18 protein-coding genes are annotated in these 18,117 nt (G+C 61.5%); 2 read left to right on the top strand and 16 right to left on the bottom strand.

Translation table 11 applies throughout. The features are described 5' to 3' along the window. Positions 1-14: 14 nt before the first annotated feature. The 10 genes from EV674_RS06425 to rpsB all read right to left on the bottom strand — a co-directional run bounded on the left by EV674_RS06425 (position 15) and on the right by rpsB (position 10,239). Complete coding sequence (locus tag EV674_RS06425; RefSeq protein WP_119012808.1) at positions 15-539, bottom strand: OmpH/Skp family outer membrane protein; 525 nt, start codon at positions 537-539, stop codon at positions 15-17. Beyond that, the gene (gene bamA / locus EV674_RS06420) at positions 539-2,836 is read right to left on the bottom strand and encodes an outer membrane protein assembly factor BamA (protein ID WP_119012809.1); all 2,298 of its coding nucleotides are present in this window, start codon (positions 2,834-2,836) and stop codon (positions 539-541) included. The genes EV674_RS06425 and bamA overlap by 1 nt, the downstream gene beginning before the upstream one ends. 45 nt (positions 2,837-2,881) lie before the next feature. Next, positions 2,882-4,243, bottom strand: coding sequence for an RIP metalloprotease RseP (gene rseP / locus EV674_RS06415; protein WP_119012840.1), 1,362 nt, complete (start codon positions 4,241-4,243; stop codon positions 2,882-2,884). Positions 4,244-4,257: 14 nt separating this feature from the next. Further along, positions 4,258-5,439: a 1-deoxy-D-xylulose-5-phosphate reductoisomerase gene (gene ispC / locus EV674_RS06410; RefSeq protein WP_119012810.1), complete on the bottom strand. Its 1,182-nt coding sequence runs from the start codon at positions 5,437-5,439 to the stop codon at positions 4,258-4,260. Continuing rightward, positions 5,436-6,296, bottom strand: coding sequence for a phosphatidate cytidylyltransferase (locus tag EV674_RS06405; RefSeq protein ID WP_119012811.1), 861 nt, complete (start codon positions 6,294-6,296; stop codon positions 5,436-5,438). The genes ispC and EV674_RS06405 overlap by 4 nt, the downstream gene beginning before the upstream one ends. A 9-nt stretch (positions 6,297-6,305) precedes the next feature. Continuing rightward, positions 6,306-7,049 carry a polyprenyl diphosphate synthase gene (gene uppS, locus EV674_RS06400; protein ID WP_119012812.1) on the bottom strand — a complete coding sequence of 248 codons (744 nt, stop codon included), beginning with the start codon at positions 7,047-7,049 and terminating at the stop codon, positions 6,306-6,308. 17 nt (positions 7,050-7,066) lie between these two features. After that, complete coding sequence (gene frr / locus EV674_RS06395) at positions 7,067-7,624, bottom strand: ribosome recycling factor (RefSeq protein WP_119012813.1); 558 nt, start codon at positions 7,622-7,624, stop codon at positions 7,067-7,069. 63 nt (positions 7,625-7,687) lie between these two features. Then, positions 7,688-8,410, bottom strand: coding sequence for a UMP kinase (gene pyrH, locus EV674_RS06390; protein ID WP_119012814.1), 723 nt, complete (start codon positions 8,408-8,410; stop codon positions 7,688-7,690). Between the two features lie 53 nt (positions 8,411-8,463). Further along, positions 8,464-9,387, bottom strand: a complete 924-nt coding sequence (gene tsf, locus EV674_RS06385; RefSeq protein ID WP_119012815.1) for a translation elongation factor Ts — start codon at positions 9,385-9,387, stop codon at positions 8,464-8,466. A 96-nt stretch (positions 9,388-9,483) separates the two neighbouring features. Beyond that, positions 9,484-10,239, bottom strand: a complete 756-nt coding sequence (gene rpsB, locus EV674_RS06380; protein WP_119012816.1) for a 30S ribosomal protein S2 — start codon at positions 10,237-10,239, stop codon at positions 9,484-9,486. 165 nt (positions 10,240-10,404) lie between these two features. On the opposite strand from rpsB, the gene EV674_RS06375 reads away from it, so the two are divergent. Both EV674_RS06375 and EV674_RS06370 read left to right on the top strand, forming a co-directional pair. Further along, complete coding sequence (locus EV674_RS06375) at positions 10,405-11,775, top strand: amidase (protein ID WP_119012817.1); 1,371 nt, start codon at positions 10,405-10,407, stop codon at positions 11,773-11,775. Between the two features lie 50 nt (positions 11,776-11,825). Then, positions 11,826-12,710: a M23 family metallopeptidase gene (locus tag EV674_RS06370; RefSeq protein ID WP_119012818.1), complete on the top strand. Its 885-nt coding sequence runs from the start codon at positions 11,826-11,828 to the stop codon at positions 12,708-12,710. 133 nt (positions 12,711-12,843) lie between these two features. On the opposite strand, the gene EV674_RS06365 is transcribed toward EV674_RS06370, so the two are convergent. The 6 genes from EV674_RS06365 to EV674_RS06340 all read right to left on the bottom strand — a co-directional run bounded on the left by EV674_RS06365 (position 12,844) and on the right by EV674_RS06340 (position 18,067). Then, on the bottom strand, positions 12,844-13,176 hold the full coding sequence (locus EV674_RS06365) for a hypothetical protein (RefSeq protein ID WP_119012819.1): 333 nt from the start codon (positions 13,174-13,176) through the stop codon (positions 12,844-12,846). Between the two features lie 92 nt (positions 13,177-13,268). Beyond that, on the bottom strand, positions 13,269-14,225 hold the full coding sequence (locus EV674_RS06360) for a CBASS cGAMP-activated phospholipase (RefSeq protein WP_119012820.1): 957 nt from the start codon (positions 14,223-14,225) through the stop codon (positions 13,269-13,271). Positions 14,226-14,232: 7 nt separating this feature from the next. Further along, complete coding sequence (locus tag EV674_RS06355) at positions 14,233-14,787, bottom strand: DUF2242 domain-containing protein (protein WP_374761673.1); 555 nt, start codon at positions 14,785-14,787, stop codon at positions 14,233-14,235. Positions 14,788-14,823: 36 nt separating this feature from the next. Beyond that, positions 14,824-16,413: a nitrogen regulation protein NR(I) gene (gene ntrC, locus EV674_RS06350; RefSeq protein WP_119012822.1), complete on the bottom strand. Its 1,590-nt coding sequence runs from the start codon at positions 16,411-16,413 to the stop codon at positions 14,824-14,826. A 35-nt stretch (positions 16,414-16,448) separates the two neighbouring features. Further along, a complete protein-coding gene (glnL, locus tag EV674_RS06345; RefSeq protein ID WP_374761675.1) occupies positions 16,449-17,531 on the bottom strand; it encodes a nitrogen regulation protein NR(II) in 1,083 nt (360 codons plus the stop codon). Then, positions 17,531-18,067 carry a hypothetical protein gene (locus EV674_RS06340; RefSeq protein ID WP_193552680.1) on the bottom strand — a complete coding sequence of 179 codons (537 nt, stop codon included), beginning with the start codon at positions 18,065-18,067 and terminating at the stop codon, positions 17,531-17,533. The genes glnL and EV674_RS06340 overlap by 1 nt, the downstream gene beginning before the upstream one ends. Between the last annotated feature and the right edge of the window lie 50 nt (positions 18,068-18,117).

Here is an 18,117-nt window from a genome sequence, read left to right as displayed (position 1 = left end):
AGGCTTGCAGGGGCTTACTTGGCTGGCGCAGCATTCAGCGCCTTGATCACCTTGTCAGTGATGTCGTGCTTGGGGTTGATGTACACCGCCTGATCCAGGATCACGTCGTACTTTTCCTGTTCGGCCAGCTGCTTGACCACTTTGTTGGCACGCTCCAGCACGGCGGCCAATTCTTCGTTCTTGCGCGCGTTCAGGTCTTCCTGGAATTCACGGCGCTTGCGCTGAAAGTCACGGTCTTGGTCCACTAGCTGGCGCTGGCGAATGGTGCGCTGGCTTTCGGCCATGGTGGGTGCCTCGCGCTCGAACTTTTCGCTGGCAGTTTTGAGGTTGTTACCTTGATCAATCAGCTCTTTGTCGCGGCGGGAAAACTCCTGCTCCAGACGTGTCTGCGCCGCTTTGGCGGTACTGGCTTCGCGGAAGATGCGGTCCGTATTGATAAAGCCAGCCTTGAATTCTTCAGCCTGGGCATGCACCGGGACAGCCGCAACCAAAGAGCCCATCAGCAGGGCCAGGGACAAATGGCGAGAAAGTGATTTCATTAGAAAGACGTTCCAATTTGGAATTGCAGTTTCTGGATTCTATCGCCCGCGAACTTGCGCACCGGGTGGGCGTATGCCAAGCGCAGCGGCCCCAAGGGAGAAATCCAGCTCAGACCCAGTCCGACGGATGCACGCATCTCGCCAAACCGGACTTTTTCTTCATCGCCGTACACATTGCCCACGTCAACAAACGTGAACATGCGCAGCGTGCGGTCATTACCTGCACCGGGGAAAGGCGTAATCAACTCTGCATTGAGGGTGACTTTTTTCGGCCCGCCCAAAGAAGCGCCGGTGACATCGCGTGGGCCCAGTGTGCCTTGGTCAAAGCCACGTACGGAACCCAGACCGCCGGAGTAAAAGTTCTTGAATACGGGGAATGGGCGACCATTCATGCCTTTACCCAACCCCACCTCGCCGTTGAAGGCCAGCGTGAACTTTTTATTGAGCGGCACGTACTGTTGGTACTGGTAGTTGGCGCGAACGTAGCGGGCATCGCCCGCCACAGACCACTCGGAGTTCAGCCGTTGGTAGCGGCCCGAGTTGGGGGCCAATGCGCTGTCACGGTCATCGCGCGTCCAACCGACCGTCAGTGGCACAGAAGTGCTGGTGTAACCAAAGCGATCGGCGTACGCGAGATAGGCAGCGGGGATATTGGTACCCGGCTTGATCTGGCTGCGCTCCAGGCCACCACCAAAAAACACCGTGTCAGTTTCACTGAACGGGATACCAAAGCGCATGCTGGCGCCTGTGGTGACCAGCTCGTAGTTTCCGCCTTGGTCTTCATAAGGTTTGTCGGTGCGGTAGTAAAGATCAAACGTGCGCGAAATACCGTCAGCAGTGAAGTACGGGTTGGTTGTACTGAACACGAAAGTGCGTTTGTACTTGCTGGTGTTGACATCAATGCCCAAGTAGTTGCCTGAGCCAAAAACGTTTTCCTGCTTGACCGCAAAAGACAGCGAGACTTTCTCGGCACTCGAGAACCCTGCCCCCAATTGCAGCGAGCCCGTGGGCTTTTCATTCACGCTCACGACCACATCCACTTGGTCTGGCGCACCAGGCACCTCCTGGGTTTCGATATTGACATCGGTGAAATACCCTAGCCGGTCTACGCGATCGCGGGAGAGGCGGATTTTTTCACCGTCGTACCAAGATGCCTCGAACTGGCGGAATTCCCGACGCACAACTTCATCGCGGGTGCGGTTGTTGCCTGCCACCTGGATACGGCGCACATAGGCACGGCGCGAGGGCTCTGCCTGCAACACCAGAGCCACGCGGTTATTCGTGCGATCAATCTCTGGCACTGCTTCGACACGGGCGAAAGCAAAACCGAAGTTACCAAAATGCTCAGAAAAAGCCTTGGTAGTTTGTGCCACCTGATCTGCGTTGTACGGCTCGCCGGGACGGATGGTGACCAGCGACTTGAACTCGTCCTCGCGCTCCAGGTAATTGCCCTCCAGCTTGACACCAGACACTACATAGGGATCGCCCTCGGTCACATTGATGGCAATAGAGATGTCTTGCTTGTCTGGAGAAATGGCAACCTGCGTCGAATCGATACGGAATTCAAGGTAACCGCGCTGTAGGTAGTAAGAACGCAGGGCTTCCAGATCGGCATTGAGCTTGGCACGCGAATAGCGATCGGACTTGGTGTACCAACTCAGCCAGCCGCCGGTGTCCTGGTCAAACAAATCCCGCAGGCTCGATTCACTGAAGGCCTTGTTGCCAACGATACGGATGTCCTTGATGCGGGCAGGCTCCCCCTCTACTACCGTGAAAGTCAGGTTGACCCGGTTACGTTCCACGGGCGTCACGGTGGTTACCACCTCAGCGCCGTAGAAACTCTTGTTGATGTACTGGCGTTTGAGCTCTTGCTCGGCCCGATCCGCCAGGGCTTTGTCGTAGGGGCGGCCGTCGGTCAGTCCCACATCGCGCATGCTTTTGCGCAGCGCTTCTTTGTCGAACTCTCGGGTGCCGGCAAAGTTCACGTCAGCAATGGTGGGACGCTCCTGCACCACCACGACCAACACATCGCCGTTAGCCTCCAGGCGCACATCCGTGAACAAGCCCAGTCCGAAAAGTGCGCGAATGGCTGCAGCGCCTTTTTCATCGTTGTACTCTTCGCCCACACGCAGCGGCATGGAGGCAAAGACGGTGCCGGGCTCCACGCGCTGCAACCCCTCCACGCGAATGTCCTGCACTTTGAAAGGTTCCAGTGCCCATGCTGCCTGGGCCGCAAAAATCATGGCGGCAACAGCCGATGCGGTGCGCACGCCAAAGCGGTGGATGTGTGTTTTCATGAATGAAGCAGGTGCCGCCACTGCCATGCCATGGCGGACATAAGGTTAGCCCAGGAGCCGGGTGATATCGTTGAACAAGGCGATGGACATCATGAGCAGCAGCACCGCGACGCCGCCGCGCTGCAAACGCTCCATCCAGGCATCGGACACGCCTCTGCCGGTGATGCCCTCCCAAAGATAATACATCAGGTGCCCACCATCTAAAACGGGCAAAGGCAGCAGGTTCAGCACCCCCAAACTCACGCTGATCAGCGCCAAAAATCCCAGGTACTGCGCCAGTCCCATGCTGGCAGAACGCCCGGCATAGTCAGCAATCGTGAGCGGCCCGCTGAGATTTTTCAGTGACGCCTCGCCGATCACCATGCGGCCCATCATGCGCAGGGTCAGAATTGATACATCCCAAGTGCGCACCGCACCAGCCCACAAACCCTCGAGCATGCCGTACTGCACAGTAGCGAGCTGTGGCGGTGCGCCCACGTAGGCGCCAATGCGCCCGGTGACGCCAGCGCTGTCACGCACTACATCCGGGGTGACCTCGAGCGTGAGCGTCTGCCCGGCGCGGTCAATGCGCCAGGCTTGTGCCAGTGGCTGCGTTCCACGCACAGAGGCCCGAATCAGTTCGCGCAGCTGCTGTCCATCCACCACATCGACTTTGCCAATGCCCAGCACCAGGTCACCGTCACGCAAACCAGCGCGCTGACCAGCCCCCCCTTCAGTCAAGGCGCCAATGAGCGGCCGAGTCCAGGGCGCCACGATGCCAACTTTGCGCAGCAATTGCGCATCGGCTTCCTGGGTATCGATTTGTTCCAGCGGCAATACCACCGTGCGCAGTGCTGCACCGGGCTTGGGCTCCAACTCCAATTGCACGGGGGTGGATTCGAGGGCACCGCGTGTGAGCATCCAGCGCAAGTCCTCGAACGAGCGCACGGGACGCAATTCGTCCGATCCCAGGGCGGCGTTGCGCACCAGTTCACCACCACGCAATCCTGCGGCCTGTGCTACCGATCCGGGCACCGGGCTGGCCAGATAAGCCACGGGCTCCTCTACCCCGCTCCAGTTGACAGTGGCATACAACACCACCGCCAGCAGCAAATTGGCTACCGGGCCCGCCGCCACGATGGCCGCGCGCGCACGCAAGGGTTGGGTATTGAAAGCGAGGTGGCGCTCCTCGGAGGCTACGGGTGCTTCACGCTCGTCCAGCATGCGCACATAGCCGCCCAACGGGAATGCCGCCAGCACGAACTCTGTTCCAGACGCTTTGGAGCGCCAGCGCAGCAGTGGTTTGCCAAAGCCCACCGAAAAGCGCAGCACCTTGACGCCAAAGGCCACGGCGACCCGGTAATGGCCGTACTCATGCACAGCAATCAACACGCCCAACGCCACCACAAAAGCCAGGATCGTGAGCATGGTTGCCTCCAATATCAAGCAGCTGCCAGCCGCACAACGACAGCCTGCGCAGCGCGGCGCGCCTGGGCGTCCAGCGCCAGCAAATCGTCCAGCGTGGCGGGCTGCTGCGGCGACACGGCCTCCAGCGTGGCCAGGTTGACGCGGTGGATATGGTCAAAGCGCAGTTGGCGCGAGAGGAAAGCATCCACGGCCACCTCATTGGCGGCATTGAGCACCGTGGTCGTGCCCTCGGGCGCACGCAAGGCCTGCCAAGACAGGTGCAACCCCGGAAAGCGCGCGGCATCGGCCTCTTCAAAAGCAAGCCCCAACAGGCTGGAAAAATCCAGCACCGCTGCACCGCTGTCAATGCGCTCAGGCCACGCCAAACCGCAGGCAATGGGCACGCGCATGTCGGGCGTACCCAACTGGGCCAGTACCGAAGCGTCCTTGAACTGCACCATCGAGTGGATGATTTGCTGCGGATGGATGACCACCTTGATCTGCTCCGGCGCCAGATTGAAAAGCCAACGCGCCTCGATCACCTCCAAGGCCTTGTTCATCATCGTGGCCGAATCCACCGATATCTTGCGCCCCATGGCAAAGTTGGGATGCGCGCAGGCTTGGTCAGGGGTAATGGCCGCCAAAGTGGCAGGATCGCGCTGGCGAAACGGCCCACCGGAAGCGGTGAGCAAAATACTGTCCACGCGCTGCGCCCAAGTGCCGGGATCTTCGGGCAAGCACTGGAAAATGGCCGAGTGCTCACTGTCGATGGGCAGCAGGGTGCAACCGCCTTCTTGCACCGTCTGCATGAACAACGCGCCCCCCACCACCAGTGCCTCTTTGTTGGCCAGCAACAGGCGCTTGCCCGCACGGGCCGCCGCCAGGCAAGGTGCCAAGCCAGCGGCGCCCACGATAGCCCCCATGACCGCATCGACCTCAGGGTGAGACGCTATCAATTCAAGAGCTTTTGGCGCTTGCAGAACGTGGGTTTGAAGGCCATTTGCCTTGATTTTTTCAGCCAGCAACTGGGCATGGGGAGCGCTGGCCATAACGGCATAGCGCGGCTGAAACTGCGCGCACTGCGCCAGCATGGCATCGACCTGCGTGGCAGCGCTGAGTGCAAACACTTCAAAGCGCTGGGGATGGCGCGCCACCACATCGAGGGTGCTGGTGCCAATCGAGCCAGTCGAGCCCAGAACCGTGAGCCGTTGTTTCATGAATTTGTGTGTACCAAAGAGTAAAACATCATCGCCAGGGGCAAGGTGGGCAGCAGGGCATCCACGCGGTCGAGCACGCCACCGTGCCCAGGCAGCAAAGCGCTGCTGTCTTTGGCGCCCGCAGCACGCTTGACCAGGGATTCGACCAGATCACCCACCACGCTCATGGCCGTCATGAACAACATGGCAGGAAGCAACCACCAGCCACCATGGCTTGCCAGGCGGGTGAACAGGCTGGCCACGGGTGCTTGCCAGGCGGCATCTGCCACTACCCAGACCAGCGCCAGCACCAGAACCCCCACGCCCCCGCCCCACACGCCTTCCCAGCTCTTGCCGGGGCTGATGGAAGGCGCCAGCCGGTTTTTAGTGAAGCGCAGGCCGAAAGCACGGCCCGCAAAATACGCCGCAATGTCAGCCACCCAGACCAGCGCCAGTGCCGACAGCAAAAAGTTGATGCCCACCATGCGCGCCTGCACCGCAGCCAGCCAAGCCAGCCACAACACCAACAACCCGCCCAGGAGCCGCAGCAGTACTGGTACACGCGGCCACCCCGACACGCCTGCATACAGCATGGCCGCACTGCCCAACACCCACAACACACCGCCGACCAGCCACAGCCCGGTCAGCGGCTGCAACAACCAGCCCGATTGCCAGGCTAGCGCGCACAAGGCCACACAGACGATACCTGCTGCTACCGATGGCCCCATGCCATAACCATTCAGACGCGCCCATTCCCAAGCGCTGGCAGCCATCAACAACAGCACGACCACAGCAAATGGCACCACTGACGGGTAAAACAGTGCAGGCAAAAGAATGGCCAACAACACCAAGGCCGTGATTACACGCTGCTTCAGCATGGCGCCCTTTCAAGCGTGCAGCGGCTGAGAAGGCGCTGCCAGGATTTGCTCTGAAGTTTTCCCGAAGCGCCGCTGGCGTGAGCTGTAGTCGGCAATCGCCTCGTCCAGTGCCGCTTCGTCAAAATCGGGCCACAACTTGTCGCTGAAAAAAAGTTCGGAATACGCAGCCTGCCATAGCAGAAAATTGCTCAGCCGCATCTCACCACCCGTGCGGATCAACAAATCCGGATCAGGTACGGCAGACAAGGACATGGCAGCATTCAGGCTGGCTTCCGTGATGGACTCACCGCGCGCGGCCAGTGCGGCAGCCGCCTGGGCAATGTCCCAGCGCCCACCGTAGTTGAAACACACGTTGAGCACCAGACGGGTGTTGTGCGCGGTGGCTGCTTCGGCCTGTTCCAGACCGCTGCGCACCTTGGCAGACAATGCAGCCCGATCGCCCACAAAGCGCACACATACGCCATCCTTGCGCAGTTGCGGCACTTCGCGCGACAGGGCCAAAGCCAGCAGTTCCAGCAGGCCACTGACTTCATCGACCGGGCGATTCCAGTTCTCGGACGAAAAAGCGAACACCGTCAATACAGCCACACCGCGCTGGGCGCAGGCCTGCGTACAACGGCGCAGCGCATTGACACCCTGCTTGTGTCCAGCCAAACGGGGCAGAAAGCGCCGCTGCGCCCAGCGGCCATTGCCATCCATGACGATGGCGATGTGGCGTGGTGCCTGGAGCAAGGGGGCTAGAGCGGTGGACACAGAAAATGCGCCCGACCTCACACCGCCATGATTTCTTGCTCTTTGGCCGCCACCAGCGCATCGATCTCGGCAATATGCCGGTCGGTAATCTTCTGGATTTCGGCTTCGGAGCGCTTTTGGTCGTCTTCGGATGCCAGCTTGTCTTTGACCAGCTTTTTGACGCCTTCGTTGGCATCGCGGCGCAGGTTGCGCACAGCCACCTTGGCCGACTCGCCTTCGTTGCGCGCCAGCTTGGTCATTTCCTTGCGGCGCTCTTCGCTCATGGGAGGCATGGGAACGCGGATCAGATCACCCATGGAAGCGGGATTGAGACCCAAATCGCTTTCACGGATGGCTTTTTCGATCTTGGCGCCCATGTTCTTTTCCCAGGGCTGCACGCTGACGGTGCGCGCATCAATGAGCGAGACGTTGGCCACCTGGCTCAGTGGCACCATGGAGCCGTAGTAATCCACATGCACAGTATCGAGCAGTGCCGGACTAGCACGGCCCGTGCGAATTTTCAGCAGATTGTTCTTGAAGGCCACAATGGACTGATCCATCTTGGCTTCTGTGTTTTTCTTGATATCGGCAGTCATGTTTTTTCCTCGGGTGAAAAGCTGGTGGCTGCGCCGCGCAAGGCGCCGCAGTCATGCAGCCTGTCAAGCGTAAACCAGCGTGCCTTCATCTTCGCCCATGACCACACGCTTGAGTGCGCCTGGCTTGATGATGGAAAACACCTTCACGGGCAGTTTCTGGTCGCGACACAGGGCAAATGCTGTCGCATCCATGATGCCCAGATTGCGCACCATGGCCTCATCAAAAGTCAACTTGGTATAGCGCGTGGCAGTCGGGTCTTTGTGCGGATCTGCGGAGTACACACCATCCACTTTGGTGGCCTTGAGCACCAGCTCAGCACCAATTTCAGCACCACGCAAGGCGGCTGCGGTGTCGGTAGTGAAAAACGGATTACCCGTACCCGCAGCAAAAACCACTACCTTGCCTTCTTCAAGGTATTGCAATGCTTTAGGACGCACATAGGGCTCGACCACTTGATCAATCGAAATGGCCGACATCACACGTGCGGTCAAACCTTGCTTGTTCATGGCATCGGCCAGCGCCAATGCGTTCATGACCGTGGCCAACATGCCCATGTAGTCGGCAGTAGCGCGATCCATACCGACCGCACCACCGGCCACACCACGAAAAATATTGCCACCACCAATTACCACCGCCACTTCGACACCCATACGGGTGACTTCAGCAACTTCTTGCACCATACGCTCAATCGTGGTGCGGTTGATACCAAAAGCATCGTCCCCCATCAACGCCTCACCAGACAGCTTGAGCAAAATACGCTTGTAGGCTGGTGTAGCGATGGACATGGGGGATTCTCCGTAAATCAAATGCAGTAAATGGTGGCAGTAGGCGTCAATGATCAGGCAGCAGCCTTGGCAGCAGCCACTTGGGCAGCCACTTCAGCAGCGAAGTCATCAACCTTCTTCTCAATGCCTTCGCCCACAACGTAGAGCGTGAAGCCCTTGACGGTGGTACCAGCGGCCTTGAGCATTTGCTCAACGGTTTGCTTGTCGTTCTTCACGAAAGGCTGGTTGAACAGCGACACTTCCTTCAGGTACTTTTGCACGCCGCCTTCAATGCGCTTGGCAACGATTTCGTCCGATTGCACAGGCTTGCCAGCTGCCTCAGCAGCCTTCTTGTCTTCTTCGGCCTTGGCAGCTGCCACCGAACGCTCTTTTTCGATCAGTTCAGCGGGCACGTCAGCGCTGGTCAGCGCCACGGGCTTCATGGCAGCAATGTGCATGGCCACATCTTTGGCAGCGGCTTCATCGCCGTCAAACTCGACCACGACGCCAATGCGCGTGCCGTGCAGGTAGCTCGCCAGCTTGTTGGTGCCAGCAAAATACTTGAAGCGGCGGAACGACATGTTCTCGCCGATCTTGCCGATCAGGCCCTTGCGCACGTCTTCCAGCGTAGGGCCAAAACCGTCTTGTTCGTAGGGCAAAGCACCCAGGGCAGCCACATCCGCAGGATTGTTCGCAGCTACCAGCTTCGCAGCCGCCTGCACCAAAGCGATGAAGCTATCGTTCTTGGTAACGAAATCGGTTTCGCAGTTGACTTCCACCAGCGCGCCGGTAGTGCCGTTGATGGCGCTGGCCACCACACCTTCAGCTGTCACGCGCGAAGCGGCCTTGCCCGCCTTGCTGCCCAGTTTGACGCGCAGCAGTTCTTCTGCCTTGTCCATGTTGCCTTCGGCTTCGGTCAAGGCCTTCTTGCACTCCATCATAGGAGCATCGGTCTTAGCGCGCAGTTCAGCCACCATGCTTGCGGTAATTGCAGCCATTTGTTTTCTCCGTATTCAGTTCAATCGATTCAAGATAAAAAAAGGGGGCCAAAAGAGCCCCGCTTTTTACCGCGACAAACGCGCAGCAAGGACTGCTCAGGCAGCAGTTTCTTGCACTTCCACAAATTCGTCTGTACCTTCGTTGGCCACCACTGCACGGGCCACTTCGTCGATCGCGTTGGCGCGACCTTCGATGATGGCGTCAGCGATGACACGGGCGTAGAGATCAACGGCCTTGGCCGAATCATCGTTACCGGGAATGACGTAACCGATGCCTTCAGGAGAGTGGTTGGTATCAACCACACCCACCAGCGGAATGCCCAGCTTACGTGCTTCAGCGATGGCGATCTTGTGGAAGCCCACATCGATCACAAAAATGGCATCAGGCAGCGCAGCCATATCTTGGATACCGCCGATGTCTTTTTCGAGCTTCTCGATCTCACGGGTGAACATGAGTTGCTCTTTCTTGCTCAGAGACTCCAAGCCAGCTTCTTGCTGCGCCTTCATATCCTTGAGACGCTTGATCGAAGTCTTGACAGTCTTGAAGTTGGTCAGCATGCCGCCCAACCAGCGCTGGTTGACATAAGGCACGCCAGCGCGGGCAGCTTCAGCGGCGATGGTGTCACGGGCTTGGCGCTTGGTACCCACCATCAGGATGGTGCCGCCGTTGGCAGCCAGTTGCTTGGCAAACTTGGCTGCATCCTGGAGCATCGGCAGCGATTTTTCCAGGTTGATAATGTGGATTTTGTTGCGGTGACCGAAGATGAACGGAGCCATCTTGGGGTTCCAGAAGCGGGTTTGGTGACCAAAGTGGACACCGGCTTCCAGCATTTCGCGCATGGTAACGGACATAATATTTTCCAAAGGTTGGGTCTAAAATTCAGCCCGTCATTTGCCCTCCTGATTCGGAAGACAACACCTTGATAGGGCTGGTTTGCGATTTATCTTGCCACTACGACCACAGTTCGCAAGGCAAACTGCTCACTGGTCGGCAAAACCGCGAGATTCTAGCACACCATGACCCAAGACCTCGGCACCACGCGCCGCCTGATCCAGGCAGGCCGCACCAGCGCTACCGACGAAATTGAGCGCTGCATCGCGGCAGCCCAGTCTGATGCCTGCGCCCACGCTTTCACCCGCACAGACTTTGCTACAGCCCGCCAGCGCGCCAGCCAGCCCGGCGCACAGCACCTGCCACTGGCCGGACTGGCGGTGTCTATCAAAGACCTGTTCGATGTACGTGGTCAACCCACGGCAGCGGGCTCTGTGGTGCTGGCAGACGCCCCCGCCGCTGCCCACGATTGCGCCGCCGTAGCCCGGCTGCGCGCGGCGGGCGCCAGCATTCTGGGGCGCACCCATATGGTGGAGTTCGCGTTTTCTGGTGTCGGTACCAATCCGCACTTCAGCACACCTGTCGCCTGGGATGCACGCTTTGGCACCCTGCCCGGCCCAGCGCGCGTACCCGGCGGCTCGTCCTCCGGCGCGGGCGTATCGGTGGCCACGGGCGCTGCCTTCATCGGCCTGGGCTCCGACACCGGCGGCTCTATCCGTATTCCTGCCGCGCTCAATGGCATTGTGGGCTTTAAAAGCACAGCGCGGCTGGTGCCGGCCTCGGGCGTGGTGCCGCTGTCGCGCACGCTCGATACCGTAGGTGCGCTGACACGTTCAGTGTCCGACGCCATCGTGGCGCATGAGATTCTGGCCGCGCGACGTGTCACCCGCAGCCCGGCGCCTCTGTCGGCCTGGCGTCTGGCCGTGCCGCAAACCCTGTTTCTGGAGGGCATGGACGCCACCGTGGCCCAGGCTTTTGCGCGCACGCTGCAAACGCTGCGTAGCGCAGGCGCGCACATCGAAGAAATCACTCTGCCTGAGGTAGCGGAGGCCTTGCAAATCAACGCTACCGGTGGCTTTTCCGCCGCCGAAAGCTACGCTTGGCACCGGCACTTGCTGGCACAGCATGGCCACCGCTACGACCCGCGCGTGCGCAGCCGGATTGAGCGGGGCGCCGCCATGAGCGCAGCCGACTACATTGATCTGCTGGACGCACGCCAGCGCTGGAGCGAGCGCATGCAGGCCGCCATCGACGGGTTTGACGCCCTGCTCTCGCCCACCGTTCCCATCGTGGCGCCCACCATCGCCAGCGTGGCGCCCGCCGACGGACAAGACCCGGCGCAAGACGCCGCGCGCGATACCGCTTTTGCCCAGGCCAACAGCCTGTTGCTGCGCAATACCAGCCCCATCAATTTTCTCGATGGCTGCGGGCTGTCGCTGCCTTGCCACCAAGCGGGCGAGTTGCCGGTGGGCCTGATGGTCTGGCACGGCCCGTTGCGCGACGATGCCGTGCTGAACATCAGCCTGCGTGCCGAAGCGGCGCTGGCCATGCCCTGATAGCCATCGCCACTGCCACAGCCCCCACCACATTCACCGCCCGTACCTTGATGACGACTGCACTTTTTGCTGACTCGGCGCCGCTGCAACGGCGCACCGCCCTGCTCGGCACCCTGGGCTTGCTGGCGTTGCCCACACAGCACCTGGCCGCGGCCAATCTGCCCGCGCCCGACTCCGACCCGTGGCCCCACGCCCTGCCCGTGCCAGGCGGTGTGGTGCGGTTGTCGCTGGGCCCAGGCGCTGTGCGGCCACAAGCCCGCGCAGGTGATGTGCCACTGCTGGTGCTGGGCGACGCCATCGAATGGACGGCGCTGGTCGGCATTGCCCTGGCTGCAGCGCCAGGCCAGGCGCACATCACCGTGCAGCACGGCACCCAGGCACCGCAGCAGCTGACTTACACCGTAGCACCCAAACGCTACCAGGAGCAGCGCTTGCAGGTGGCACCGCGCACCGTCGATTTATCCCCCGAGAACCAAGCCCGCTATGAACGCGAGCGCGACCACCAGGCGGTGGTGATGGCCACTTTCTCGGAGCCGCTGCCACAGCAGTTGCGCATGCGAGTGCCCACGCCGGGGCGGCGCTCCAGCTCGTTCGGGCTGCGGCGGGTGTTCAACGGGCAGGCGCGCAATCCGCACAGCGGCATGGACATTGCCGCAGCCACGGGCACGCCGGTGGTGGCGCCGCTGCCGGGGCGGGTGATCGACACGGGCGACTATTTCTTCAACGGCCAGACGGTGTGGCTGGACCACGGTGGCGGGCTGCTGAGCATGGTCTGCCACCTCAGCGCCATCGATGTGCAGGTAGGCGATGCCCTGCACACCGGCCAGCGCCTGGGTGCAGTGGGCGCTACGGGCCGCGCCACCGGGCCGCACCTGCACTGGGGCGTGATGCTCAACCGCGCGATGGTTGATCCAGCCCTGTTTCTGCCTACCTGAGCAATGGCAGCGGTTCAACTACCGCTCTATGGCCCGCATTGGCCGGCCATTTTGCTTTCAATTTGATAGCTGCTAGCGCTTACCCAGCAAGGGCTATAGCCACTTTTTACCTGTATTTTAGACAGGCAAGGCGTCAGCTGCTGCCCCGCTCGCTGGCGGCGCGGGCCTGGGCATTCAATTCGGCGGCACGCTGGCTGGCCATTTGCTCGCTGTTCTGGCGCGTCTGCGCCTGCTCGGCGGTGCGGCGGGCATCCTCACGCTCGGCATTGGCGGCCAGTTCCAAGGCGCGCGGGCTGAAGGTGACGGTGGTTTCATTGCGTGTGCTGGGGGCGGGTGCAGATGCAGCCGCCTGCTCGTTGCTGCGCCGGTTGGCCGCTGCCACCGCAGCACGCTCTTGGGCACCAGCGTTGACAGCAGCGCTGGTGTAACGGCTGGCGGCGTCCTGGTTCAAGGTAATGGTGCTCATGGGATTCAACCTCCGTGCAAATGAAATGTGCAGGCACCATGGTGTTGCAAGCACCAGCAAAAGTAAAGGTGCGCCGCACCCGATTGCCAGCGCTACAGAAAATCCAGCAACCACTGGGCATCGGTCTGCACCAGGGTCTGGCGCCCCAGGGCCGACAAGGTGTGTGCCGCCTCTGGCGTGGCAATGTCTATGCCCAACCCGGCCCGGGCAGGCCAGGGGGCGTCCAGGCGCAGGTAGCGCTCTTGCAGGCGGTCTTCCATGACGGCCTGCACATGCTGCTGCTGCACGGCAATCATGGTGAGGATCAGGCGCCCGTCGGTCAGCCAGCCCACGGCGCCCGCGTCGGCCTCGACCTGGCTGGCGGGCTGGTAGCCCATGGTGGCGGTGCCCACCGAGAGCATGCGCACCCGGGCGGGCTTGGCCCCCATGAAAAGCTCGGCCTCGTGCAACGCCACCTGGTCGGGCGCCACGGCAAACAGGCCACCATCGGCATACAGCCGGTCGCCCACGGCCACGCACGGAAAATACGCCGGCGCCGCGCAGGTGGCCAAGGTCACGTCCACCGCGCTCAGCCCCCCATCACCCAGCGATGCCTGCGCATGCGGCGTCTTGAAAATCTTGGTCACGCTGCGCCGCACGTCCACCGCTGGCACCACCACCGCGTGCAGTGCATCGCCCAGGGTTTTGTCACCGAAGTGCTGCGTCAGCTCGCGGCGCAGGGCCTCGCCACTGTATTTGGGGCCCAGCACCGAGCGGGTCATGTCGAAAAGGCGGCTCACCGCACTGCCAGGCAGGCGCCGCGATGAAAAAACCTCCTGCCCTCGCTGCACAAACAGCTCCACGATGCGGGCCATGGGCACTTCAAACGCCAACGCCATCGCCAGCAAGCCGCCCACCGAAGTACCGGCGATCAGGTCAAAACGCCGCCCCAGTGGCTCGCCCACGCGCTGCTCCAGTTCAGCCAGCACCACGGCAGTGTACAGGCCCAGATAGCCACCGCCACTGAGGGCCAGAATCCGAAATTCGCTGGATGGCTTTTTGGCTGGCATCGCGCCGCTACTCCAGCGCTAGCAGATAGCGCTTGACCAGATCAAAGAAGCTTTCGTAGAACTGGTCGGAGGCAATGGTCTCGCTGCCCACCTTCACCAGCGACTCGCCGCCCGACATGAACGGCAGCGATACCGACCCCACCCCGCCCACGCCCAGGCTGGCGGAGTTGTTGGTTTTCTTCAGGGTGTAGCGGTCTTGCAGGGCGGTGACAAAGCCCAGGCTGACCTTGCCGTCGCCGCTTTCAGGCACGCACACCACGCGAATCATCATTTGCAGGTGGGACTCGGCATCGGGCTGGAAGTTTTTCTTGCCCTCGATCAGCTCGGCCGTGGTGGTGTTGACGATGTAACCCTGGCTGAGCAGGGCACGCCGTGCGGCTTCGCAGGTCTGGTGGGGCGTGGCGTCAAAGAGGCGCGAGTAGGTGGCGACGGAGCCAAAGCTTTCCTGCGGCGCAAACGCCTTGCCGGCGCTGGTGCATCCGGCTATGAGCACCAGCCCGGCGCACCCCAGTGTGGTCAGGATGGCGCGGCACATGAAACGGATCGAAGGTGTGGAAGTCATTCAAAATGATAGCTGCTTGCGCTTAACCGGTAAGCGCTAGAGGCTGTTTTTATCATCATCCTGAACGTCCAGCCCCAACTCCTGTATTTTGCGCGTAATGGTGTTGCGCCCTATGCCCAGGCGCTGTGCGGCCTCCATGCGCCGCCCGTGGGTGGCCGCCAAAGCGGTGCGGATCAGGCGCGATTCGAAACGGCGCGTGAGCGTATCCCACACGGCCTCCTGGCCAGTGCCCAGCAGGGTCTGTGCCTGGGCTGCGAGCGCGTCTTCCCAGGTGTCGGCAGGCGCTGCGCCTTCTCTCTGGGGACTGAGCACGGCATCCAGCGTGGTGCTGCGCAGCGGTGCGCGGACAGGGACAACAGCGGCATCGGGCGGCACGGCGGCATCGGCGGGCGGCGGCTCGGGCGCAGCCGGGGCGCTGCCCGGCAAAGCCTGCGGGGCGCAAGGCGCAGGAACGGCCAGCACTTCGGGCGGCAAATCCTGCACTGAAATCACCTGCGCCGGGGCCATCACCGTGAGCCAGTGGCAGATGTTCTCCAACTGGCGCACGTTGCCCGGAAAACCAAACTGCGCCAGCCGTGCCAGCGCCGCATCGGCAATGCGCTTGGGCTCCACACCGAGCTGGCGGGCGCTTTGCTGCAAAAAGTGGCGCGTGAGCATGGGCACGTCTTCGGGCCGCTCGCGCAGCGCAGGCAGGCGCAAGCGGATGACGTTGAGGCGGTGGAACAGGTCTTCGCGAAAGGCGCCGTCTTGCACGCGGCGCTCCAGGTCTTGGTGGGTGGCGGCAATCACGCGCACATGGGCTTTGACGGCGCTGTGGCCACCCACGCGGTAAAAATGGCCATCCGAGAGCACCCGCAGCAAGCGCGTTTGCAGGTCAAAGGGCATGTCGCCGATTTCATCGAGGAACAAGGTGCCGCCCTCGGCCTGCTCAAAGCGGCCCCGGCGCTGGGTCTGCGCGCCCGTAAAAGCACCACGCTCATGGCCAAACAGCTCGGATTCGAGCAGGTCTTTGGGAATGGCCGCGGTGTTGATGGCCACAAACGGCCCCCCCGCGCAAGGCGAATGCTTGTGCAGCGCGCGCGCCACCAGCTCTTTGCCCGAGCCTGACTCGCCCGTGATCAACACCGTGACCTGGCTTTGGCTCAGGCGGCCAATGGCACGGAACACGTCCTGCATGGCACTGGCCTGACCGAGCATTTCGGCGGTGGCCGCGGGACTGTCTTGGGCCACGTCCTCGCGCTGGCTTTCCTGGACTGCACGGTGGATCAGTTCCACGGCCTTGGGCAGGTCAAAGGGTTTGGGCAGGTACTCAAAAGCACCGCGCTGAAAAGCCGACACCGCGCTATCGAGGTCAGAGTACGCCGTCATGATGATGACGGGCAGGCCCGGCTGTAGCGCATGCACTTTTTCCAGCAGTTGCAGGCCGGTACCACCGGGCATGCGGATGTCACTGACCAGCACCTGCGGCGCGGGTTGGTCACTGGTTCCAGCGCCCAATTCGGTCAGTGCGTCCAGCACTTCGCGCGGGTTGGTAAAGCTGCGCGTGGGCAGGTGTTCCCGCGCCAGCGCTTTTTCCAGCACAAAGCGGATCGAGGGGTCGTCATCTACTATCCAGATCGGCTTCATGTGCTGTGTTCTCGCTGGTGGTGGTGTGTGGGTCCTCAGGGCAAAGGAATCAGGATGCGGAAGTCGGTGCGCCCTGGCACGCTGTCGCACTCAATCATTCCATGGTGGCGCTGGACAAAAGTTTGTGCCAGCGTCAACCCCAGACCCGATCCGCCGTCGCGCCCCGACACCAATGGGTAAAAAATCCGCTCCCGAATGGCATCAGGCACGCCCGGCCCGTTGTCGATGACATGCAATTCCAATGCCAGCTTGTAGCGCTCACGCCCCACCGTGACCTGCCGGGCCACGCGGGTACGCAAGGTGATGCGGGCATCGCCCTGGGCGATGCGGGGCGCCAGGGCCTGGGCGGCGTTTTGCACCACGTTGAGCAATGCCTGGATCAGCTGGGCGCGATCGCCGCGAAATTCGGGAATGGAGATGTCGTAATCCTGCGCAATCGACAAGCCCTGGGGGTACTCCACCAGAATCAGCGAGCGCACGCGCTCACAGACCTCGTGGATGTTCACGTCACCCACCAGATGGGGATGGCGGTGCGGCGCCAGCAGCCGGTCCACCAGGCTTTGCAGGCGATCGGCCTCATGGATGATGACCTGGGTGTATTCGACCAGGTCAGGGCTTTGCAAATCCATTTCCAGCAACTGTGCGGCGCCGCGAATACCACCCAGCGGATTTTTGATTTCGTGTGCCAGATTGCGGATCAGCTCTTTGTGCGCCTGCGCCTGTTCACGCAGCCGCTCTTCACGGTCTTGGCGCGCCTGCTGCTCCAAGGGCCACATCTCCACCAGCATCTGCCCTGACAACTCTGCGGCGGTCACACTCACATGCACCAGCACGGGATCCTGGTGCAAGCGCTTGAGACTGCCTTCAAAGCGCAGGGCCGCAAAATCCCGGCTGCGGGCGCCTTGCAGTGCGGTGTGCAGCAGCGCCGGATCGGTAAAGAACTGGGCAAAACCCACGCCTTCGAGAGTGCGCCGCGACAGGCCCAGCACGTTCTCCAGCGCAGCGTTGGCAAATTGCACCGCACCATCGCTTTGCAATACGGCCACCAACAATGACAACAAATCCAGCGCCTGAAAGCGGCTGGCCGTGTGCGATGCAGTATCTGGGGTCACGTGGATTATTTGCCGCTGTTGGCCGCGCCGTGGCGGCCCAGTTCGCGCTGAATGCCAGCGATGTCGCCTTCTGCACGGGCGATGCTGGCTTTGAGTTCTGCGGTGCGCTCCATGTAGCGCTGGGGATTGCGCAAATCGAGCGCATTGCGTTCAGGCGCGCCGTTGTTGTATTCCTTGTTCAACTCGGCCAGGCGGCTCTCTGCCTTGCGCAACTCGGACTCCAAGATGGCGCGCGCATCGGCATCGCGGGCGCGCTGGTCACTGTCGTTCATGCGCGATGCGGCTGGGGGCGTTGCTGATCCGGCGGGGCGGTTGCTGGCCTGTGCAGGCGCAGACGCTGGAGCTGGTGCACGAGGCGCGCTGCCTTGCAGCACAGTCACATTGCCGCCTTCAACGAGTTTGCAGCCGCGCTCGCGGGCTTGGCTGGCGTTGTTGGTGTACTCATTGCCACAGCGGTAAATACGGTCTTGCGACCAAGCCATAGGTGCCACAAAGACACTGCACAGGATGGTGGACAGCAGGGTAGTGAGAGTTTTTGTCATACGTTTTCCTCGCATGGCACATGCAGGGGTTGCGCCAGAGTATCGCCCAA

Origin of the sequence: Simplicispira metamorpha, assembly GCF_004341365.1 — a bacterium.
Classification (GTDB): domain Bacteria; phylum Pseudomonadota; class Gammaproteobacteria; order Burkholderiales; family Burkholderiaceae_C; genus Simplicispira; species Simplicispira metamorpha.
The sequence above is the reverse complement of the archived record's forward strand: the minus strand, read 5'-3'. Positions and strand labels throughout refer to the sequence as shown.